General features: G+C 44.2%; 15 protein-coding genes. 14 read left to right on the top strand and 1 reads right to left on the bottom strand.

Annotated features, from left to right (window positions below):
• The first annotated feature begins 167 nt into the window (after positions 1-167).
• Both G9U52_RS03715 and gutB read left to right on the top strand, forming a co-directional pair.
• Entirely contained in the window at positions 168-1,004 is an 837-nt protein-coding gene (locus tag G9U52_RS03715; RefSeq protein WP_166146284.1) for an amidohydrolase family protein, read from the top strand.
• Between the two features lie 34 nt (positions 1,005-1,038).
• Positions 1,039-2,139, top strand: coding sequence for a sorbitol/xylitol/iditol dehydrogenase GutB (gene gutB / locus G9U52_RS03710; protein WP_166146281.1), 1,101 nt, complete (start codon positions 1,039-1,041; stop codon positions 2,137-2,139).
• A 93-nt stretch (positions 2,140-2,232) separates the two neighbouring features.
• Here gutB and arfA read toward each other — a convergent pair whose 3' ends face one another.
• Positions 2,233-3,747, bottom strand: a complete 1,515-nt coding sequence (arfA, locus tag G9U52_RS03705; RefSeq protein ID WP_166146278.1) for an arabinosylfuranosidase ArfA — start codon at positions 3,745-3,747, stop codon at positions 2,233-2,235.
• A 178-nt stretch (positions 3,748-3,925) separates the two neighbouring features.
• On the opposite strand from arfA, the gene G9U52_RS03700 reads away from it, so the two are divergent.
• From G9U52_RS03700 to G9U52_RS03645, 12 genes are all read left to right on the top strand, one after another.
• Positions 3,926-4,837 carry an ArsR/SmtB family transcription factor gene (locus G9U52_RS03700; protein ID WP_166146275.1) on the top strand — a complete coding sequence of 304 codons (912 nt, stop codon included), beginning with the start codon at positions 3,926-3,928 and terminating at the stop codon, positions 4,835-4,837.
• 96 nt (positions 4,838-4,933) lie between these two features.
• On the top strand, positions 4,934-7,186 hold the full coding sequence (locus G9U52_RS03695) for a helix-turn-helix domain-containing protein (RefSeq protein ID WP_166146272.1): 2,253 nt from the start codon (positions 4,934-4,936) through the stop codon (positions 7,184-7,186).
• A 459-nt stretch (positions 7,187-7,645) separates the two neighbouring features.
• Complete coding sequence (locus G9U52_RS03690) at positions 7,646-8,701, top strand: ABC transporter substrate-binding protein (RefSeq protein WP_166146269.1); 1,056 nt, start codon at positions 7,646-7,648, stop codon at positions 8,699-8,701.
• A gap of 24 nt (positions 8,702-8,725) precedes the next feature.
• Positions 8,726-9,823 (top strand): ABC transporter ATP-binding protein, encoded by a 1,098-nt coding sequence (locus G9U52_RS03685; protein ID WP_166146266.1) that lies wholly within the window; start codon positions 8,726-8,728, stop codon positions 9,821-9,823.
• Positions 9,820-11,475 carry an ABC transporter permease gene (locus G9U52_RS03680; RefSeq protein WP_166146263.1) on the top strand — a complete coding sequence of 552 codons (1,656 nt, stop codon included), beginning with the start codon at positions 9,820-9,822 and terminating at the stop codon, positions 11,473-11,475. Before G9U52_RS03685 ends, G9U52_RS03680 begins: the two co-directional genes overlap by 4 nt.
• A gap of 148 nt (positions 11,476-11,623) precedes the next feature.
• On the top strand, positions 11,624-13,324 hold the full coding sequence (locus tag G9U52_RS03675; protein WP_166146260.1) for a sensor histidine kinase: 1,701 nt from the start codon (positions 11,624-11,626) through the stop codon (positions 13,322-13,324).
• On the top strand, positions 13,317-14,096 hold the full coding sequence (locus G9U52_RS03670) for a response regulator transcription factor (protein ID WP_166146257.1): 780 nt from the start codon (positions 13,317-13,319) through the stop codon (positions 14,094-14,096). The genes G9U52_RS03675 and G9U52_RS03670 overlap by 8 nt, the downstream gene beginning before the upstream one ends.
• A 295-nt stretch (positions 14,097-14,391) precedes the next feature.
• The gene (locus tag G9U52_RS03665; RefSeq protein ID WP_243767137.1) at positions 14,392-15,297 is read left to right on the top strand and encodes an ABC transporter permease; all 906 of its coding nucleotides are present in this window, start codon (positions 14,392-14,394) and stop codon (positions 15,295-15,297) included.
• Between the two features lie 17 nt (positions 15,298-15,314).
• On the top strand, positions 15,315-16,193 hold the full coding sequence (locus G9U52_RS03660) for a carbohydrate ABC transporter permease (RefSeq protein WP_166146254.1): 879 nt from the start codon (positions 15,315-15,317) through the stop codon (positions 16,191-16,193).
• Between the two features lie 30 nt (positions 16,194-16,223).
• The gene (locus G9U52_RS03655) at positions 16,224-17,732 is read left to right on the top strand and encodes a type 2 periplasmic-binding domain-containing protein (RefSeq protein WP_166146251.1); all 1,509 of its coding nucleotides are present in this window, start codon (positions 16,224-16,226) and stop codon (positions 17,730-17,732) included.
• Positions 17,729-18,637, top strand: coding sequence for a family 43 glycosylhydrolase (locus G9U52_RS03650; RefSeq protein WP_207952762.1), 909 nt, complete (start codon positions 17,729-17,731; stop codon positions 18,635-18,637). The genes G9U52_RS03655 and G9U52_RS03650 overlap by 4 nt, the downstream gene beginning before the upstream one ends.
• On the top strand, positions 18,630-19,541 hold the full coding sequence (locus G9U52_RS03645) for a glycoside hydrolase family protein (protein ID WP_166146245.1): 912 nt from the start codon (positions 18,630-18,632) through the stop codon (positions 19,539-19,541). The genes G9U52_RS03650 and G9U52_RS03645 overlap by 8 nt, the downstream gene beginning before the upstream one ends.
• Positions 19,542-19,677 lie beyond the last annotated feature (136 nt).

The following is a 19,677-nucleotide window of genomic DNA, read 5'->3' as shown; positions in this document are numbered from 1 at the left end:
TTTATGGATCAAAAACATCTACCTGGTGGCAGAAATCTTTTTTAGGTATTCCCGAAAATAATAAGAAATGCTATGCTTACAAGGCAAGCTTCAGCATAGACTTTTACCTGCTGATGATTTAGGCCGTCTAACAATAATTTGCTTCGCAAACTCATGGGAGGATCAACATGCGGATCGACGCTCATCAACATTATTGGAAAACCTCGCGTACCGACTATGGCTGGTTAAAGCCTAGCTTAGGGCGGATTTACGCGGACTATATGCCGGAGCATTTAAGACCCTTGTTAGAGACGTTTGAATTGGAAAAAACGATTGTTGTCCAAGCAGCCCCAACGATTGAGGAAGCCGAGTTTCTGCTGGAAATAGCAGAGCAGGAAGAAACGATTGCTGGTGTAGTAGGCTGGCTGGACTTGGAATCGGAGCATTTTGAGCAGGATTGGAATCGCTTTCGCGAAAACCCCAAGTTTATAGGAATCAGGCCAATGATTCAGGATTTGGCTTCGGATTGGATTCTAGGTGACAGGATAGTTTATCATTTAAAGCTGCTGGCCAAGGAGCAATTTCCTGTTGACTTGCAAGCAAACCCTCGCCATCTGCCTTATATTATGGAATTACTCGAAAAGGTGCCTGATTTAAGAGCAGTAGTTGACCATTTGGCCAAGCCGCCGATTGTAGAAGGCATTATGGAGCCTTGGAAGTCACAGATGGAACAGATTGCCTCCTATCCGAATGTAATGTGTAAGCTGTCGGGGATGGTACCGGAGAAGCTGGATGCCCCTTGGACTCCAGAAAGTATTAGGCCTTATGCAGCGGCTGTAATGGAGGCATTCGGCAAAAATCGCGTCATGTTCGGAAGTGATTGGCCGGTATGCTTATTTAGTGCAACCTACCACCAGGTTGTCGAATTGTTGGAATTTTGCCTAGGCTCGGAATGGTCGGAGGAAGAACGTGCTGCTTTGTATGGTGGCAATGCCAGCCGATTTTATCATTTGGACAACAAGTAAGCAAACAACAAACAACAAGGAGGCATTAACTAAAATGGAAATTACCCAAGAAACTAAACAAACAGATCTTTTGATTGAAATTCCCCAAACGATGAAAGCTGCCCTAATGACCGAACCCTTCCACATCTCGATTGTGGAGCTTCCAGTTCCTTCGATTAAGCCCGATGAAGTACTGGTTCAAGTAATGGCGGTGGGCGTCTGCGGATCAGATATCCATTACTATGAGCATGGACGTATCGGCTCCTATATCGTGGAGAAGCCGATCATTCTCGGCCATGAATGTGCAGGCATCGTCGCAGCTTGCGGCGACCAAGTCACCCGATTTAAGCCGGGTGACCGTGTAGCCATTGAGCCGGGGGTAACCTGCGGCAAATGTGAGGCTTGCAAGGAGGGCAGATATAACCTCTGTCCGGATGTGCAATTTTTGGCGACGCCACCCTACGATGGAGCGTTCTGCCAGTATATCGCCCATCGCGAGGATTTCCTATTCCCGATTCCTGATTCGTTAACCTTCGAGGAAGCGGCTTTGAATGAGCCGTTTTCCGTAGGTATCCATGCCTTGAACCGTGCTGGCTTTCAGCCAGGCTGGGACGTGGCGATTATCGGCATGGGACCAGTAGGCTTAACAGCTGTAGCTGCCGCCAAAGCATTCGGCGCGAAGCGAATTATTGTCAGCGACCTGGAAATTAACCGTTTGGAAGCGGCGCGCAAGCTGGGTGCTACGGATCTTGTTTATCCCGATGTTGCCGATGCGGCGGCTGAGGTAAAAAGGCTAACAGGTGGGGTAGGCGTGCATGTCGCGATCGAGACGGCAGGACATCCCCGTGCCTTGCAAACAGCCATGAAGTCGATCAGGCGCGGTGGCAAGCTATCGATCGTTGGCTTGCCGCCGGTGGATGAGGTAGGCTTCAATGTGCCATTTATATGCGATAATGAAATTGATATTTACGGTATCTTTCGTTATGTAAATACCTATCCGCGTGGCATCACTTTCTTGTCATCAGGCCTTGTCGATATGAAAAGCTTGATCACGGATCGCTATCCGCTGGAGCAAGCGCAAGCTGCGATGGAGCGGGCGAGAACGAATAAAGCCGGCAGCCTCAAAGTCATCGTTTATCCAAATTCACTTTCGTAGCAACAAGCGTCAAAGATAAAAAAACCGTCCGCTGCATGATGCAGTTGACGGTTTTTCTCTGCTAAGAAGCCGTTGCTAATTTTTGCTCAAGCCTTAAGCTTGCACACGAATCCGTATGACATTCCACGAAGCTTTGCCTAAGCGTGCAGTCAAGCCAGAGCCGCTAACCTCAGCGTTACCTTTGTTATGAGGTGTGACACGCGAAGAATCCGTGGCGGTGTTGCGAGCTTTTAAATCATCATTTTCCAGAACCAGATGCTCAATTAATTGGCTATTGGCTCCAAAGCTGCGCAAATCCACCTCTAACGGCAACGCATTTTCCAAATCGCGATTGACGGCAAATACCGTAACCTCTTGAACTTCCTCATTGTAAACAGCAACTGCCTCAAGGAAAGGCACATCGGTAATTTCTTTGGTATCATATTTCGGCGAATGGATCAGGGGCACTAACGCTTTACCTCTGCCATACACGGAAGTATGCAGGTAAGGGAAGAAGATCGTTTGCATCCATGCTTTGCCGCCAGTTTCGGTCATGATCGGTGCGATAACATTAACTAGCTGTGCCAAGCAAGCCATTTTTACACGGTCTGAATGCTTTAGCAAGCTGATCAGCATGCAGCCAACGAGCAAGGCGTCCTCCATTGTGTAAATATCCTCAAGCTGCGGAGGAGCGATTTCCCAAGGGTCGCGTTGCTTGTCGGCATCACGGGAATGGTACCAAACATTCCATTCGTCGAAGGAGAGAAACATCGTTTTTTTGCTGCGTTTTTTGGACTTAATATAATCACTTGTAGCAATAAGCGTTTTAATAAAATCATCCATTTCCAAGGAGCGGGCAAGAAATGTTGGTGTATCGTTAGCGGCATTGCTATAGTAAGTATGCATCGATAAATATTCAACATGGTCATAAGTATGGTCTAATACCGTAGCTTCCCACTCCGGGAACGTTGGCATATTACGGCTTGAGCTGCCGCATGCCACTAATTCAATTGTAGGATCCACCCATTTCATAACCTTGGCGGACTCTTTAGCAACACGGCCGTATTCAGTTGCAGTTTTTTGCCCGATTTGCCAAGGGCCGTCCATTTCATTGCCGAGGCACCAGGTTTTAATTTGATGCGGCTGCTCATAGCCATGGCTTCTGCGCAAATCGCTCCAATATGTACCGGAAGCATGGTTGCAATACTCGACAATATTGCGTGCTTCATCTACTCCGTGCGTACCCAAATTAATGGCCCACATCACATCAGTTTTGGCTTTAGCCGCCCAATCGACGAAATCATTCAAGCCAAATTGGTTGGTTTCAATCGTTCTCCAAGCTAGCTCTAATCTGCGTTTACGTGATTCCTTGGGGCCAATCCCGTCTGTCCAGTCATAACCAGATACGAAGTTGCCGCCAGGATAACGCACGATAGGTACTTGAAGCTGCTGAATAAGGGAAAGAACATCCTCGCGAAAGCCTTGCTCATCGGCTTCAGGGTGCCCGGGCTCATAAATACCGCCATATACCGCACGTCCAAGATGCTCAATGAAAGAGCCGTAAAGGCGATTGTCAATGTCTCCAATAATAAAATCCTTGTCAATAATCATAGTAGCTTTCTGTTGCATGTCTTGTAACACATCCTTTTGAATTAATGAAATTATTAATCGTAAAGCGCTTTCATTCTCTATTACAATCTATCACATTGGTAGGTTTAATATCAATGTTTATTTTGCTCCTGCTATTGATTTTATTGAATTTACATATATATTAATTAATAGGAGATAATTAAAGGGGATGCTTACGATGCTAAGAACCAATACAGATAAACAATGGCTTCCGCTTTATGAAGCTTTGGCAAGTGAGGTACGATTGCGGATATTGGATTTGTTGGCGGAACAACCGATGAACGTGAAAGATTTAGCGGCGAGCTTGGGCTTAAGCAGCGCTATCGTCACGATGCATATTAAGAAATTGGAAAAGGCCACATTGATTGCTACACGAATGATTCGCAAGGAAGGAGGTACCCACAAAATATGCTCGCTTGCCACGCGTTCTATTGAAATTATGCTTCCGAATGGTGCAACCGTGGAAAGAGCCCACCATGAAACGAAAATCCCGATCGGCCATTATACGGCATTTAACGTCTACCCAACCTGCGGTCTGGCTACCAAGGAGCAAATTATAGGGCAATATGATGATCCCCGCTATTTTTTGGATCCAGATCGGATGCATGCCCGGATTTTATGGTTTAGCAAAGGCTTTGTGGAATATACGATTCCTAACTATTCGTTACATAGCCAGCAATTGGAGGAGATCCAAATTTCGATGGAGCTATCCTCAGAAGCCCCAGGAATTAACGAGCAATGGCCATCGGACATCCGTTTTTATATGAACGGCATTTGCTTAGGAGAGTGGACAAGTCCCGGAGATTACGGGCATACGCGAGGGAGGCTAACCCCTTCATGGTGGCTTAATAATGTCAACCAATATGGGCTGCTTAAGGTCATTCGTATTGACCAAACCGGCACTTATATGGATGGAAAGCAAATATCGGACGTGACGATTGATGCTCTAAGCCTGCACAAAAAGTTTTGGACGCTACGATTCGCAGTTGAGGAGGATTCACGGCATGTCGGGGGCTTGAGCTTATTTGGCGAGGGCTTTGGCAATTACAACCAAGATATTGAGCTTAAGGCTTATTACAGTGAGGCTTAAGCTCATTTCAAGTATTTTGTTAATAGCTTTAGGCTATTTGAATACCCCATTTGATTTCTATATAATGAATGGAGCCTGTCTTCGAGAGGAAATGCGATGCTTAAGTCTAAATATTTGCGTAGAATCATTATATATAGCATGATCCTTGTGACCATCCCTGTTTTATCATTAGGGATATTGTCCTATTTTAAAGCCAAAGGGATCATCCAGGAAAAAGTAAACATGGGCAATATGCAGGTTCTTACTCAAACGGAGCTTAAAGTGGAGCAAGTGCTGCAAACGATCGATAATGCCATCATACAATTTATCAATACGCCAATTGTTGGCGAATCTATACGCATGAGCTTTGAGCCCAAGGATTTCTTGATGGTACAGCAGCTATCAGGGGGATTGTATAAGCTGCAAACCTATGATTTGGGTATTTCCAATGTATGGATGTCGAGTTTTATCCATAAATGGTACTTGGATAATAGCGGGTTCTCACATTCTTTGTCTGATGAATTTATGAAATCGCTCACAGCGATGATGCAATATCCCGAAATATCAAAATGGGTGACAAATGACGGATCCTCGAATATTTTGCTGGTAAAAAAATTGCCGATTCATACATTCAAAGATTTCGAGGGCATCATTGTCGCCACGGTTCCCAATTATAAGCTGCAAAAACTGATCCCGGAGTTTAACGGAGATTCAGACACGATTGTATTCGATGCTGATTATCGGATGTTAACGAAGGTATCGAATCCTGATTTTACCCAGGACAAAATAGAGCAAGTAATTGAGCATCTACAATCGTCAGGCGAGGATAGTGGAAGCAGTGAAATTCGCCTGAATGATGGATCGATTGGTGTGACGTACAAAAAGTCCGCGTTTAATGGCTGGGTATATGTTTCCTTGGTCTCTATTGAACAGATTACGAAGGAATCTACTGCAATTGGCTGGTACACCGTCTACATTTGCTCAGCTGTATTCGTCATTCTGCTAGCATTATCGTGGGTAGGCTCGAACAAAATTTATCTGCCTATCCGGCAAATATTTGAATCGGCTGTTGGGGATAACCGCACAGATGGCGAGGATGAGCTACAAGTTATCGGTAAGCATATTCATACACTTCGGACATCCCAGTCCAAGCTTTTGGATCAAATTCAGGGACAGACCAAACAGCTAGAGGAGTTTTTTATTAGAAAGCTGCTGCTGGGTGAGCTCGGTGCTAAGGAAATTCAAGAGAAAACGGAACAATTCCATTATGATTTGAGCTTGGAATCTTTTTGTGTGCTGACGGTTCAAATCGATACGTTGAATGGAACACGTTTTCAAGAGAATGACCATGACTTACTGATGTTTGCAGTCAATAATATCGTCTCTGAGCTCATCATTCCAGGCTCCCGACTAGAGCCTGTAGTAGTTGGTGGGAACCAAGTAACGATTGTACGCAATAAAGCAGCAACACCGGAAGCCGGAAAAAATGATGTGTATAGCTTATCCGAACTGGTCCAGACAACGGTTAAAGAGATTTTAGAGCTGCGAATTAGTATCGGAATTAGCCGGTTTTATACGAATTTAACAATGGGTGCCCAAGCCTACCAGGAATGCCTAGAAGCATTGAAATATCGGATCCGTTTTGGTGAAGAAGCGATTCTGCATGTAGAGGATGTATTGCCTGATCGCCGCATCCATACGATATTTCCGGAGTGGATTGAGAAGCAGCTAATTGATGCCTTGAAAACACCGGATTTGGAGAAAGCAGGGCAATTGCTGCATGAATTTCTTAGTGTAACCTTGCGCGATAATATTCGGCACCAGGAATACCAAATGATATTATTTCGTCTGCTGTCGGATTTGATTCGCGAAATTCAACATGCTGGAGAGAATCAGTTGGCCTCCTCCCAAGAGGATCATCAGCTATTCGAGCAATTATTTAAGTTACGGACGATCGCTGAAACTGAGGAATGGTTTATGAAAATGGTCATGGAGCCGATGGTCGTGCTCTTGAACAAGAGATGGGAAACACAGAACCGGAATATTTCTGAGCTTATGATGGAGATCATCCATGATGAATATGAGACGGATTTGACACTGGATCTATGCGCAGCAAGGCTGAATTACCATCCTAACTATTTGAAAACCGTATTTCGCAAAGAAACAGGGGTAAATTTCAGTGATTACTTATCCCAATATCGCTTGAATAAGGCAAAAAAATGGCTAATGGAAACCGATATGAAGGTATCCGAAATAGCTGAAAAGCTGAGATACCAAAATTCGCAGAATTTTATCCGTTATTTCCGTAAGATGGAGGACATGACTCCCGGTGATTACCGGAAAAAATATTTAAATGGCTCTATAAGATGAGCTTCAACTTCCGACTTCGGGTGGATTAAGGCTAGGAAAGTCTACTAAGAATTTATATGTTTTTGGGTTTGGGGTTAGCCGAAGGGTTAGCCCTTACCCGGGTGCGTACAAAGGTGTGCCGGGTAACGAAATACCGGCTTTGAGGCCGGTTAGGAAGTAAAGAAGCGGCGCCCAGCAGGGAGTAGAACAGGAAGGGAATGGGTATGATTATGGTATGGGGTGGAGTGGAGGAGCGAAAGTGTTCGCCTTTGAAGCTCGTACAAACGTATGGATTTGCACATCAAGGGACCGTCCGATGACCTTCGGACGGTTATTCTTATTGCGATTAGCTATTAAGCATTTTCGATATATTTTGCGTTAGTTTAGTTGCCGATTTTGGATGATGTTGATGTATTTTAGGATTTAAAAGAAATTTGGTTCTGATAGAATGAACCTATATTCAATTAGGGGGCGAACGTATTGAGAAAATTAATCAGTTTAGGATTAGCGTTAGTTTTATTTATGAGCTTATTGGCCGCATGTGGGCAAGCAGCTACAACAGAAAAGGGTGCAGCAAGTACTCCGGAAGCTCCTAAGGGTTCAACGAAGCTGGTTGTTTATACACCAAACAGCGAGGATATTATTAATACGTTGATTCCTATGTTTGAGAAGCAAACAGGAATAACAGTTGAATTGGTTTCAGCAGGAACAGGTGAATTAATAAAGCGCTTACAGTCAGAAAAGGCGAATCCCTATGCAGATGTAATGTTTGGAGGCTCTAAGGCTGTACTATTGGGGAATAAGGATTTGTTCGCCGATTATGTTTCTCCTAATGATAAGGATCTTTTGGAAGGGCACAGGAATGATTCCGGATTTTTGACTCCTTTTGTTTCGGATGGCAGCGTTCTGTTGGTGAATAAGAACCTTGTCGGAGATATCAAAATTGAGAGCTATGAGGATTTATTAAATCCCAAACTAAAAGGTAAAATTGCTACAGCAGACCCTGCAAGCTCCAGTTCTGCTTTTGCCCAATTAACGAATATATTGTTGGCTAAGGGTGGCGATTATACGTCTGATAAAGGCTGGAATTTCATGGGTGAGCTTATTAAAAATTTGAATGGTAAAATCGCCAGCGGCTCTGGAGCTGTCCATAAAAGCGTCGCAGATGGTGAATATATAGTTGCCTTGACCTATGAAGATCCATCAGCAAGCTACGTGAAAAGTGGTGGCCCTGTCAAAATTGTGTATCCCACTGAAGGAGCCGTATTCCTGGATGCCGTTTCTGGAATTGTAAAAGGCAGCAAGAATGAAGAAAATGCCAAGAAATTTATGGATTTCATTATTTCGCAGCCAGCGCAGGATGCATTCGGTACCCAACTGACTAACCGGCCTTTACGTGCGAATGCTAAGCTTGGAACGTATATGAAGCCGATGTCTGAAATTAAATTACTTCAGGAAGATAACAAGTATGTTCAAGAGCATAAGAAAGAAATTATTAGCCGCTACACAGATAAGTTTACGGAGCTGCAAAAATAAACATAACGAAATTAGGTGGTAAATATGAGTGTTGCCATATCATTTAAAGATGTTGTAAAGAAGTATGGGGAAACCGTGGTCATCCCTGAGCTGACACTTAACATTAAGCAGGGTGAGTTTTTCACCTTGCTTGGCCCCTCGGGTTGTGGGAAAACGACGCTACTCCGCATGGTTGCTGGCTTTAACTCCATAGAGGGTGGAGCCATTAGTTTTAATGACCGTGTTATTAATCAAGTAGCCCCTGGAAAGCGAAATATAGGCATGGTGTTCCAAAACTATGCAATCTTTCCTCATTTAACTGTCAAGGGTAATGTAGCCTTCGGCTTGCAAAATCGCAAAATATCGAAGGAAGAAACCAACAAGAAAGTGGATGAGGTTCTTAAAACCGTCCAAATCGATGCGTATAAAGATAGGCTGCCCCAAAATTTATCTGGAGGACAGCAGCAGCGGGTAGCTTTAGCGAGAGCTATCGTTATTCGTCCGGATGTACTTCTAATGGATGAGCCATTATCCAATTTGGATGCCAAGCTGCGTATTGAAATGCGTAATGCGATCAAAGAAATCCAAAATAGTGTGGGTATTACGACGGTCTATGTGACCCATGACCAAGAAGAAGCGATGGCCGTCTCAGATCGGATTGCGGTAATGAAATCAGGCATTATCCAGCATGTAGGAACCCCACAAGAAATTTACCAAAGGCCTGCCAATATTTTTGTGGCAACCTTTATCGGGCATACGAACATTATGGAAGGTTCGCTGTCATTAGATCAGGGCGAGTACCGTGTTCGTTTCAGCCCCAGCTATGAAGAGCGCGTAACGAATATTCAGATGCCTGTGGCAAGTGGGGGGTTACCCGTCAAAATATCCGTCCGACCTGAAGAATTTATGATTTCGGAAGATGGTACAGGAATCCATGCCAAAATCGTAAACAGTATTTTTCTTGGGCAAAACACGCATTATTTCGTTGATTTGGAAACGGGCTTGCGTGTGCAAATTACGCAGGAATCGACGGCAGGCAACCTGTTAAAGCCAGGAACGAAGATTCAATTGAAGGCAAATATGAACAAAGTGAATGTTTATGATGAGCAGGGTGAGGTCAATTATACGGGGGCCATCCTATGAATCAACGAGCCAGACGATTTGATATATGGATGCTCATTACGATTCTTATATTTATAGTCTATATAGTATTCCTTGCCTTCCCTTTGTTTACATTGCTTATTAAAAGTTTTTTTGACGGGACGACAGGCGACTTTTCACTTGGTTATTTCGAAAAGTTTTTTAGCAAGCAATATTATTTGAATGCTTTGTTTAATAGCATCAAGGTAACCGTATCCGTTACCGTCTTATCTGTACTGATCGCAGCACCGCTAGCCTACATCATGTCCACGATTAAGATTAAAGGCAGCGGCACGATTCAAATCCTAATTCTGATCTCATCGATGTCTGCGCCTTTTATTGGCGCTTACTCATGGATTTTACTGCTTGGTAGAAACGGTGTCATCACGAACTTTGTGAAAACCGTACTCGGGGTTCCGATGCCTGATGTTTACGGATTTACAGGCATCGTGCTGGTGCTGACGCTCCAGCTGTCGCCGCTCGTATTCATGTATGTGTCGGGAGCCTTGAAAAATGTAGACAATTCTTTGATGGAAGCTGCCGAGAGCATGGATTGTACGGGAATACGCAAGATGTGGAAGGTGCTGATTCCACTAATTACACCTACACTGCTTGCAGGCGGAATGCTTGTATTTATGCGGGCTTTAGCCGATTTCGGTACGCCGATGCTAATTGGTGAAGGCTATAAAACGATTCCCGTGCTCATATTTACCGAGTTTATTAGCGAGAATGGCGGGGATGATGGTTTTGCCGCAGCAATTAGCGTACTCGTGGTCATTTTTGCGACCTCGATTTTCTTGTTGCAAAAGTATATTTCCAATCGTAAATCGTTTACGATGAGTGCCCTTAACCCGATACAGCCGAAAGCGAATAAAGGCTTGGGAAATATCGTGGTACACGGTATTGTGTACTTGTATACCGCAATCGCCTTGATGCCGCAGCTATATGTCATGTACACCTCCTTTTTAAATACATCGGGACGGATTTTTGTTGATGGTTATTCATTGAATAGCTACCGTTCTGCTTTTTCTAAAATTGGAGATTCGATTACGAATACATTTGTGTTAGCAATAATCTCCATCGTTATTATTGTGCTGATGGCGATTCTTATCGCTTATGTGACGGTCAAACGAAGAGGCGCTGTATCCAATGTATTAGACGTGTTTACGATGTTCCCATACATTGTTCCAGGTTCAATTCTTGGTATCGCGTTACTGGTTACCTTCAACCACAAGCCACTCGTGTTGAGCGGAACAGCGATTATACTGATTGCGGCGTTCGTAATCCGGCGACTTCCCTATACGATTCGTTCAAGCGCAGCCGTCCTGCATCAGGTTAATGATAGCATAGAGGAAGCCGCGATTAGTCTTGGAGCCTCGACAATGAAGACGTTTTTTAAAATTACATTGCCGATGATGATTTCAGGGGTTATAGCCGGAGCGATATTAAGCTGGATTAGCATCATTACGGAGCTAAGCACTTCGATCATCCTGTACACAGGTTCAACCAAAACAATGACAGTCGCGATCTATACGGAAGTTATCCGTGGCAACTATGGCGTAGCGGCGGCCTTATCTACCATGCTTACACTCATTACTGTTTTATCACTGCTCTTATTTTTCAAAATTTCCGGCAAAAAAGACATCACGATGTAAGCTGTTTCACCCTAGTCTTTTTCGGTTGGCTCCTGCAGCAAGCTCAAGCAGGAGCCAGCCTTTGTTTTATATAGGATGAACACCCTGGCCCGCAGGGCTACTTGTTTAATTTCCTAAAAGTAAGGTATGATATTGCGGGAGGTGGAGTATGAAGGCAAACAAAAACAACTTCAAAGAATCCACTCGCCGCTTGTTTTTGCTGTATACCTTTATGCCGATCATCACATTATTTATTTTATTTCTTATTTTTACGCTTATTAATAATAAGTTCATTTTAGCGCATGAAACGAATGAAGCGAACGAAACGATCAACCTAGGGATGTCCAAGGTTTATAACGAATATTATAATGAAATTAACCGCATGGCCACGCTGCCGCTAGTTATCGATTATGCCACTTCGCGATCCAATGGACAGGAAGTTTATGAACAATTTTATGAGTTTAATAATCACCAAAAGGTAAAAAGTGTGTTCCATATCATCGACACGAAAGGCATTTTTGTTGCTTCTTCCGCCCCTTCTAACGCATTGATTCAGGAGATGATTTTCAAGGAGATTGTGCCTCGAATCTCCCCTTTACCGACCTCTACCCTAACGGAGACGAACCGTATCCCCTATTCACATGACCGTTACACCTTGTACACATTTGGGAAAGCTATTTTTCAAAAAAATGCTATTGTTGGCTATATTGTTTATGAATTATATGAAGAGGACGTCCAAAAGCTTATTTTTGTGAAAAATAATGAAATATCGGTCATTACTGACCAGCACAATACGATTATTGCTACGACCAACAATATTACTAAAGGTTTAATGAACAAGTTTAATCCTATTTATGATGCCCAAGGCTATATTCAGTTAAATAATGGGAAATATTATGTGAGCCGATCGGAGCTTTCTTCAGCTCAAATGAACATATATACGCTTAATTCGCTCCAGCTTGAGAAATATGCTTATTTATCATTAACGCTATTTATTATTGTGACCAGCTTGCTGCTATGGTTCCTGCTGCTGTTTTTAGCGCGGAAAATGTCCTCGCGTAACACACAATCCATTGATAAATTACTGTACGCTGTCAACGAGCTTCAGCAAGGGCGTTTGGATGCCTATGTGGAGATCAAAACCGGCGATGAATTCGAAACTTTAGCTAATCAATTCAATATTATGTTAAACCGACTGAATGATTTATTACACAAAAACGAAGAATTGTCGAATCTTCGACGGCTTATTGAGGTCAAGCAGCTCCAATCCCAATTCCACCCGCATTTTATTTTTAATGTGCTGGAAATATTGCGATATGCGATAGTTGTGGATAGTAAGCAGGCGCAAGAGATCGTGATGATCCTCTCAAGGCTGCTGCGATATAGTATAAGTAATGACGGACAAACGGTATTGATGAAGGTGGACTTGAACCATGTGATCGACTATTTGAAGCTTCAGCAAATTCGCTTTAAAGATCGATTAGCTTATACGATTGATGTGTCCAATGAGGGGCTAAGCGCCTTGGTACCAAGACTACTCCTACAGGCCATTATCGAAAATTCGATTAAATATGGTTATAAGCACCAAGACTCTTTAGTTATTTCGATTAGCGGTTATGTGATGGACGGGGATCTGGTGCTGGAGGTGGTCGATAATGGTGATGGTATGGATGAGGAGAGGCTTACGGAGATTCGGCAACTTCTAAGCAACCCGGATAACCAGACTAAGCATATTGGGCTTAATAATATTCATCGACGTTTAGTGCTTCTGTATGGAGAACAGTATGGTATTCAAATTCAAAGCTCGCCAGCTGCAGGAACTCGTGTAACAGTCCTAATTCCTTACGAAAAAGGTGATGAAGATGTTTAAAGTATTGATCGTAGAGGATGAAGAAATGATCCGCAGAGGTTTGCGGTATACGTTTGATTGGCTGGGTTCGGATTGCATCGTGGTCGACGAAGCGGCGAATGGGGTGGAGGGGCTTGCCAAGATTACCGAGCTGCAGCCGGATATTGTAATTGCCGATGTGAATATGCCGTTAATGGATGGCATAACGATGATTGAGCGTAGTGTGGATGTGGCTACATGCAGCTTTATTATCGTTTCCGGCTATGATGAATTCCACCTTGCGCAGAAAGCTGTCCATCTGGGTGTAAGTGAATATTTGCTTAAACCGCTGGAGCAGGAGCAATTGATGGCTGCCTTGGAGCGGGCGAAGGGGCAAATTGAGCTTAAGAAGAAATACCAGTTTATCAAAAATAACCCGAATCAGCTAGATGAGGTTTTAAGTGCTACACTAATGAGCGTTCCAACGAAAGCATCTAAATATGTAGGCCAAATGATTGCTTACATTCAACAAAATTATGCGGATAAAATTAGCATCCAGGATCTGGTCAAGCTGCTGGGGATTAGCTCCACGTATTTAAATCAGAAATTCAAAACGGAAACAAGCTATACATTTAATGAATTTCTTAACCGATACCGGATTCAAAAAGCGATGGATCAGCTAAAGACAGGTGAAGGCAAAGTATACACGATTGCAAGTGACGTCGGATTTAAGGATTACAAATATTTTATTAGCATTTTCAAGAAGTATGTGAATTTGACGCCTAGCCAATTCCAGGATAAGTTTAATCCTTAGCCTTACTTTAACCTACATTTCATATCAAAGAAATCGGCGCTCCTTCTCCTCGGGGCGTTTTTGTCATCTCTAAGGATTATCCCAATCTGCCATTATGATTATAAAAGGGTGAAAAGGCTATAGTAACGGCTTTATTAGCGCTATACCTGCAATCATCTGCTGTTGTGATTGTAGACTGTAACTTATCGAGCCTATAAAGTATGGAGTATCAAGTAGGCGAACAACGACGGACATTGGGAGTGAAAATAAGATGCAAGTTGTATCGGATACCAAATCATCCATTTCAGATTCAAAAATGAGTATTTTTAAAAGAAGGCTTAGACGGCAAAAATGGTTTTTCATCATGCTGCTGCCAGGGCTGCTGTACTTCCTTATTTATAAATACGTGCCGATGTGGGGCATACTGATTGCCTTCCAGGATTATCAGCCTTTCCTTGGTTTCTCGGGAAGCAAGTGGGTGGGGCTTCAACATTTTCGAACCTTCTTCGGGGAAGAGACCTTCTGGCTGCTGTTTCGAAACACCTTCATATTAGCCGTTTATAACATCGTTTTCTTCTTTCCATTACCGATCGTGATTGCGTTAATGCTCAATGAGGTGCGCAAGGATCTATTCAAGCGTTGGATTCAAACACTGATTTATGTACCACATTTTGTATCCTGGGTAGTGGTTGTTGGTATCAGCTTCATCTTTTTCTCCACCGAGGGTGGGATTGTCAATAATGCGCTGGCGACTATGGGTCAAGAGCCCGTCAAGTTTCTGCTTAGCAAGGACTGGTTCCGGACGATCATTACTTCACAGGTGATGTGGAAAGAAACCGGTTGGGGCACGATTATTTTTCTAGCCGCACTTGCTGGGGTTGATCCTGGACTATATGAAGCAGCACGGATCGATGGGGCTAACCGCTGGAGACAAATGTGGCATATTACCTTGCCGGCCATTCGCAGCACAATTATTATTTTGCTTATTTTACGGATTGGTACCTTCCTGGACTCCGGCTTCGAACAAATCTTCCTAATGGTTAATCCATTGAACCGCGAGGTTGGGGAAGTATTCGATACGTATGTGTATACAACTGGGATTTCGCAAGGGAAGTTTAGCTACAGTACAGCAGTTGGTGTATTTAAATCCATCATTGGATTGATTCTGGTTACGAGTGCAAACCGCTTAGCGAAGAAATTCGGTGAAGAGGGAATTTACTAAAGGAAGGAGATATGGACATGGTAGACAAACATTTATCAAGCCGAATACTGGATGGCCTCAATATTTTGATCCTGCTGGTCATTGCTGCTGCTTGTATCCTACCGTTTATTTATATTATTGCGGCGTCATTTACCGCTCCAGAGGAGCTAATTAGTAAAGGCTTTATCCTATTTCCCACTAAATTCTCCCTTATCGGTTACCAATATATTTTATCGACCGATATTATCCTTTCCAGCTTAGGCGTTTCGATTTTTATAACCGTCATCGGTACGCTGGCCAACCTGTTTTTCACGGCATTAATGGCTTATCCGCTTGCCCAAAGAGATTTGATGGGCGTTAAGCTGTTCATGAAGCTGGTCGTGTTCTCGATGCTGTTCAGCGGCGGGATGATCCCTACGTATTTGGTTGTTAAGGAAACAGGGCTGCTCGATAATGTCGGGTCGCTTATTATTCCGGGCTTGATCAGTGCGTTTAATCTGATTATTATGCGCAGCTTTTTTCAGAATCTTCCCGATGGTCTTGAGGAAGCAGCAAGGATTGATGGTTGCAGTGATGTAGGGATTTTGTTCCGGATTGTACTTCCCTTGTCAGCGCCTGTGCTTGCTTCGCTCGCTTTATTTTATGCGGTAGGGCATTGGAACTCTTACTTCAGTGCCGTTTTATATATTAACGATAACACCTTATGGCCGATTCAAGTATGGCTGAGACAAATCGTTATTTTATCGCAAGGCGGAATTGGCGATTCAGCGAACTTTGGAGATGATTTTGTACCTCCGCCAGCAGAAACCGTCAAGATGGCCGTTATCGTGCTCTCGACTTTACCGATTTTGATCGTTTATCCATTTTTACAGAAGCATTTTGCAAAAGGGGCATTATTGGGGTCCGTAAAGGGTTAAAAACTACAAATTGAAGAGGAGATTTTACCTATGAAAAAGAACACATCTCGTAAATTCGCAAAAATGATGGCTACTGTCTGCCTTACCTGCATGGCTACATCGATGCTTGCAGCTTGCTCCAGCAAGTCTCAAACTCCAGCAGCGGAAGCACCAGGAGCGGCTGCCAAGCCACTAGAGCTGCAAATTATGATGATTCAGCAGCTTGCTGAGCCACCGAAGAAGGATAGCCCGATCATCAAGAAAATCGAAGAATATACGAATACGAAGCTGGACATTATCTGGGTGCCAGGAGCAGGCACAGCCTATGATGATAAAGTAAGCGCGACCAACGCATCCGGTAAATTGCCTGACATGATGCTGATCCGCAAAACGAAGGAATCGGCTATGCTGAATGCACAGCTGTCAGGTCTTTATTGGGACATAACGCCCTTCATTAAAGACACGAAAAACTTGAGCAAAATGAGCCCCGTCGCTGTTAAAAATGCAAGTGTGAGCGGCAAGCTGTACGGGATTCCCCGGGAGCGTGTGCTGGCGCGTTACGGGATGATTTTCCGCAAGGATTGGTTGGATAACCTGGGTCTGCAAACACCAAAAACAGCGGATGAGCTGTACAATGTGGCCAAAGCCTTTACTTTAAATGATCCTGATAAAGATGGTAAAGCCAACACTAATGGTATCCAAGAGGATGCAACGATGGAATTGCTGAAGCAATTGACCATAATTGATGGAGGAGCAAACGGCTGGGGTTTGAAGGACGGTAAGGTGACTCCTGACTTCTTATATCCAGAATTCAAGAAATCGTTGGATCTATACAAAAAAATGGTGACTGAAAAAATCATCAGCCCGGATTTCCCGATTGCCAAGAAATACGATTATTTCAATCAAGGCAAAGCGGGCATGTACTTCTCCGTTATCGATGATGCCACTACACGCCACTTGGATATGATGAAGCAGGATCCTAAAACGGTGGTGGATGTAGCACAAAACTTTGAAGGTCCAACAGGCCAAAAGATAAGAGGGACATTGGGTTACGATTCATTGATCGTTATTCCTAAATCAAGCGTAACTACAGAAGGAAAAATGAAACAGGTACTTACGTTTATTGACAAATTAGGCGATGCGGATATGTTAACGCTATTAAACAATGGATTAGAAGGTACTGATTATAAGGTGGAAAATGGTAAAGCGGTCAAGGTTGCCGGAGCAAAAGGATCGGGCGACACGAATAATTTGAGATGGGGCGACCAAAATGCAGGTATTCCTATTACCAAGACACCACTTGAAATCAAGGTTGATAAAATGTTTGTGGACAACAAAGATAAAGCGGTCGTAGACCTTAGCGCTTCCTTATTATCCGAAACCAATACTCAAAAAGGTGTTGACTTGAAAAAAGCGATTACCGATGCGCAAACGAAATTTGTACTAGGCGAGCTGGATGATAAGGGCTGGGCTGATGCGGTGGAAAAATGGGTGAAAAGCGGCGGCGACAAAATTATGGCAGAATTTACAGCCGACTATAACCAAACGAACGCCAAATGATGAAGAGCCTGAATGATAGGAAATTACCGCTGGAGTTTGCACCGTTGTTCGATTATCCGCTTCGCGACACCTCGATCTGCTTGGGAGTGGACGGTATATATTACCTGACCGGTACAACCGGCTCTCCCGATTGGTGGGCGGTGACCGGAGATATCCAGATCTGGAAGTCGCCTGATCTGGTAGATTGGACGCCGCTCCTTACAGAGCCGCGGCGGCGTTCGATCGTATGGAACGTCGATCGAGAGGGCACCTGGCAGAAGCCGATCCAACTGCGCGATGGTGCACCATTCCGGCCCTTATGGGCGCCGGAGCTCCATTATCTCAAAGGCACCTACTGGCTTACCTACAGTATCCCAAGGCTGGGCAACGGGCTGCTGCGAAGCATAAGCGGTCTTCCCGAAGGGCCTTATGCAGACAACATCTCTGTAGATTCGCCGCTTAGCCCCTACATCGATGCATCGCTCTTTCAGGATGAGGATGGACAAGTCTACTTTCTATGTGACAATGGCAAGATTGCTCGTATGAACGAAGATATGACGGCATTGGTGGAGGAGCTTCAGCTCCTTAAGCCAGCCAATGCCGAGCATGTCGGCTTTGAGGGTACGTTTTTGTTCAAGGCCAACGGTCTTTACCATCTGGCTGGTGCCGATTTCGTGGATGGCGACTACCACTGCTTTGTGGCAAGCTCGGAGCACATATATGGTCCCTATGGTGACCGTTATCTAGCAATTCCGCATGGCGGCCACAATACCTTTTTCCAGGATAAGTCAGGGCAATGGTGGAGCACCTTTTTTGGCAACAATGATAGTGCGCCTTTTAAGGAGCGTCCGGCGGCGCTGCGGATCGAGTTCGATTCAGACTTGCGGATTAAGCCCATGGGAAATGGGGGCGACAAATATGGCTGAGTTAAGCCTGCATAACCTGACTTCACCTATGCTGCTGCAAGGCAACAGCCATACCGCTTATCGCGACCCCGCAGCTATCTACCATGAAGGCGTATTCCGGCTCTACTATACATTGACGGAGACTGAGCTCGATGGCAGCATCTACATGTACACTGCAATGAGCGAAAGTGCAGACCTGGTGGCATGGAGCGATCCTATGAAATTAACACCAAGAGATCAAAGTCTTAATTTTTCAAGCCCGGGCAATATTATTCGTTTCAACGACCGCTTTGTGATGTGCCTGCAAACCTACTCACGACCAAACGGCGAGAAATATGGCAATTCCAGCTCGCGAATCTGGACAATGGAGAGTAAGGACCTGGTGCATTGGACAATGCCGGAGCTGCTGCTGCTGAAGGGGACGGAGGTTGAAGCCGAGCAAATGGGGCGGATGATTGACCCCTATCTGATCGAAAGCAAGGATGATCCCGGTAAATGGTGGTGTTTCTATAAGCAAAATGGCGTCAGTCTTTCCTACTCTTATGATCTGGTTCATTGGACTTATTATGGACATGAAAGTGCGGGGGAAAATGTTTGTATTCTCCATGTTAAGGATCAAGCTGAGGAGCCATATGTGATGTTCCATTCACCCGAGAATGGGATCGGCATCATGAGATCAGATGACCTGAAGACATGGACACACCAGCAGCCTTTGCTTACATTGGGACAACAGCAATGGGATTGGGCGCGAGGAAGAATAACGGCAGGTTTTGTTTTGGATTGCCGTGAAGTGGAAGGCATTAAGAAATTTCTTATGTTTTTCCATGGAAGCGGACCGGAGGATGAGCAGGTGATCTTCGATACTCATGCCTGCATTGGCATAGCATGGAGCGATGATCTCGCAGATTGGCATTGGCCGGAGTAACGGGATGTAAGTAACTGAATATAAATAACTTAATGTAAGTAACTTGATATAAGTAACTGAAAGGTAATGTAAGGTTAATCCCAACCCGAAGCAGGGGTTGGGACTTTTTTTGGATACTGCTGCTCTTTTGATGAGG

Origin of the sequence: Paenibacillus agricola (assembly GCF_011440305.1) — a bacterium.
GTDB lineage: Bacteria > Bacillota > Bacilli > Paenibacillales > NBRC-103111 > Paenibacillus_S > Paenibacillus_S agricola.
This window is presented reverse-complemented; position numbering and strand designations above follow the sequence as displayed.

Excerpts from the sequence above, each read along its gene's own strand:
- G9U52_RS03660 (WP_166146254.1), top strand. The coding sequence starts at position 15,315 with ATGGTAGACAAACATTTATCAAGCCGAATACTGGATGGCCTCAATATT.
- G9U52_RS03670 (WP_166146257.1), top strand. The coding sequence starts at position 13,317 with ATGTTTAAAGTATTGATCGTAGAGGATGAAGAAATGATCCGCAGAGGT.
- arfA (WP_166146278.1), bottom strand. The coding sequence starts at position 3,747 with ATGCAACAGAAAGCTACTATGATTATTGACAAGGATTTTATTATTGGA.
- G9U52_RS03700 (WP_166146275.1), top strand. The coding sequence starts at position 3,926 with ATGCTAAGAACCAATACAGATAAACAATGGCTTCCGCTTTATGAAGCT.
- G9U52_RS03655 (WP_166146251.1), top strand. The coding sequence starts at position 16,224 with ATGAAAAAGAACACATCTCGTAAATTCGCAAAAATGATGGCTACTGTC.
- G9U52_RS03650 (WP_207952762.1), top strand. The coding sequence starts at position 17,729 with ATGATGAAGAGCCTGAATGATAGGAAATTACCGCTGGAGTTTGCACCG.
- G9U52_RS03695 (WP_166146272.1), top strand. The coding sequence starts at position 4,934 with ATGCTTAAGTCTAAATATTTGCGTAGAATCATTATATATAGCATGATC.
- G9U52_RS03685 (WP_166146266.1), top strand. The coding sequence starts at position 8,726 with ATGAGTGTTGCCATATCATTTAAAGATGTTGTAAAGAAGTATGGGGAA.
- G9U52_RS03665 (WP_243767137.1), top strand. The coding sequence starts at position 14,392 with ATGAGTATTTTTAAAAGAAGGCTTAGACGGCAAAAATGGTTTTTCATC.
- G9U52_RS03645 (WP_166146245.1), top strand. The coding sequence starts at position 18,630 with ATGGCTGAGTTAAGCCTGCATAACCTGACTTCACCTATGCTGCTGCAA.
- G9U52_RS03680 (WP_166146263.1), top strand. The coding sequence starts at position 9,820 with ATGAATCAACGAGCCAGACGATTTGATATATGGATGCTCATTACGATT.
- G9U52_RS03715 (WP_166146284.1), top strand. The coding sequence starts at position 168 with ATGCGGATCGACGCTCATCAACATTATTGGAAAACCTCGCGTACCGAC.
- G9U52_RS03675 (WP_166146260.1), top strand. The coding sequence starts at position 11,624 with ATGAAGGCAAACAAAAACAACTTCAAAGAATCCACTCGCCGCTTGTTT.
- gutB (WP_166146281.1), top strand. The coding sequence starts at position 1,039 with ATGGAAATTACCCAAGAAACTAAACAAACAGATCTTTTGATTGAAATT.